Source organism: Hyphomicrobium sulfonivorans (assembly GCF_013306565.1).
Classification (GTDB): Bacteria; Pseudomonadota; Alphaproteobacteria; order Rhizobiales; family Hyphomicrobiaceae; genus Hyphomicrobium_A; species Hyphomicrobium_A sulfonivorans.
Genome location: NZ_PZPO01000012.1, coordinates 1 through 1,456 on the forward strand (window position 1 = coordinate 1; position 1,456 = coordinate 1,456).

A 1,456-nucleotide genomic window follows, 5' to 3' on the forward strand; every position below is an offset into this window, starting at 1 on the left:
CGATGGCCCGGCTCAGGATCATGACGTCAGCGACGACGGACACAACACCAACGATGGCGAACGCCGCGAGCAGACCAACGACGTCACCAGCGGGCGGCGTGGCGGCTCGGTCGGACATGACTCGATCCTAGGTAGAGCTGTTGTGCCGCCGATCCTCCGTTCGGCTACAAGCGGCTCGCGGAAGGGGTGGTCCCAAACCGCCAATCTCACGGCTACCAGGTTTCCGTGACGTCGTGAGGGGAGAACATTGCAACTCCGTCTAGGTCAGAGTTCCCAGAGTCCCGCTCAACGCCGCGGGGCGGGAACGTCTCGGCCATTCCCTTGGCGGCGCAGAAGTTCGGTTCGGGACTGGTCGACTATCCGGACCCGGTATGTGCGGTGACTCGCTCACGGTTGAGAGACAGCCCGCGAGCCCCATTCAACGGGGAGCCACGTCCGCTGACGGCCGGGTGCAGCCGGGGATGTCACCGTTACTTGATAACGCTGGCCGGCTTGCCGTTGAGCGGCTGCACCTTCGCGTTGGCGATCTTGCGAACGGAGTCTGAGACGTAGCGACCGGTGATGGCGCTGCGGCGCAGCATCGCGTTGGCGGCCGACTTCTGGGCGCTGGACACCACGACCTTCTTAGCCACGCAGGTCACCTCCGTCTCCGTCGTCTCGCTCCAACGATACGCCGCCCTCGGTGGCGTCCACGAGGGCTTCGACCTCGTCGGTGAGGTACTGCACGACCTCCACATCGTCACCGAGCTGCTCGATCTCGGTCTCGATCGGCTCGTACACGGCGTCCAGTGCTGCCTCGACGAAGACCTTGTCGGACTCGTCGAGCAGGTCCGACTCCAAGAGCGCGGCCAGCTCCGCGACCCCCAGGCTCACGGTGCGGTCGTCAGCGGACGCCGAGAGCTCGGCGGCCCAGCGCATCGTCCTCATCGTCTCTTCGCGCTTCGACCGGGTCTCGAGCTCGACGTCCCCGCGGCGAGTGAAGAGCTGAGCCACGAGCACCCCGAGGAACGTCAGGGTGGGCGTTCCGATGCTGATCGCGTACACGGCCCACGTCGGCAAGGTCGTCACGTCAAGGACCCTACGACGGAGCGCCCTCGCCGGCGCGGGCAGCGAGCGGCGGCACCCCTCCAAGTACGGCTCCACCGGACCACAGGGCCGCGCCCATCGGACGAGCAGCCTCATGGCGGAGCTCGTCCACGGCATGGACGTAGCGCTGGGCGGTGGCCATCTCGGTCCAGCCCATGATGGCCATGACCGTGCGGATGTCGACTCCTTGCAGGAGCAGGAGGGTGGCGGCGGTGTGCCGAGCGTCGTGGAGACGAACCTCACGGACACCGGCGTCGCGCAGAAGCTGCTTCCACTCCCTTTGGTCGGCGGCCGGGTCGAGAGGGACGCCCCAGTCGGTGCTGAAGACGAGGTCAAGCGTGTGGTCCCAGACGTTGGCGCGCTCGAGCTT

At 66.8% G+C, this 1,456-nt stretch carries 3 protein-coding genes; all 3 read right to left on the bottom strand.

Annotation, left to right across the window (positions count from 1 at the left end; all coding sequences use genetic code 11):
* Positions 1-470 precede the first annotated feature (470 nt).
* A complete protein-coding gene (locus C6Y62_RS16120; protein WP_173954799.1) occupies positions 471-632 on the bottom strand; it encodes a hypothetical protein in 162 nt (53 codons plus the stop codon).
* Positions 625-1,068 carry a hypothetical protein gene (locus C6Y62_RS16125; protein ID WP_173954800.1) on the bottom strand — a complete coding sequence of 148 codons (444 nt, stop codon included), beginning with the start codon at positions 1,066-1,068 and terminating at the stop codon, positions 625-627. Before C6Y62_RS16125 ends, C6Y62_RS16120 begins: the two co-directional genes overlap by 8 nt.
* A gap of 10 nt (positions 1,069-1,078) precedes the next feature.
* Positions 1,079-1,456, bottom strand: a 378-nt coding sequence (locus tag C6Y62_RS16130) for a tyrosine-type recombinase/integrase (protein WP_173954801.1), incomplete at its 5' end; no start/stop codon positions are given.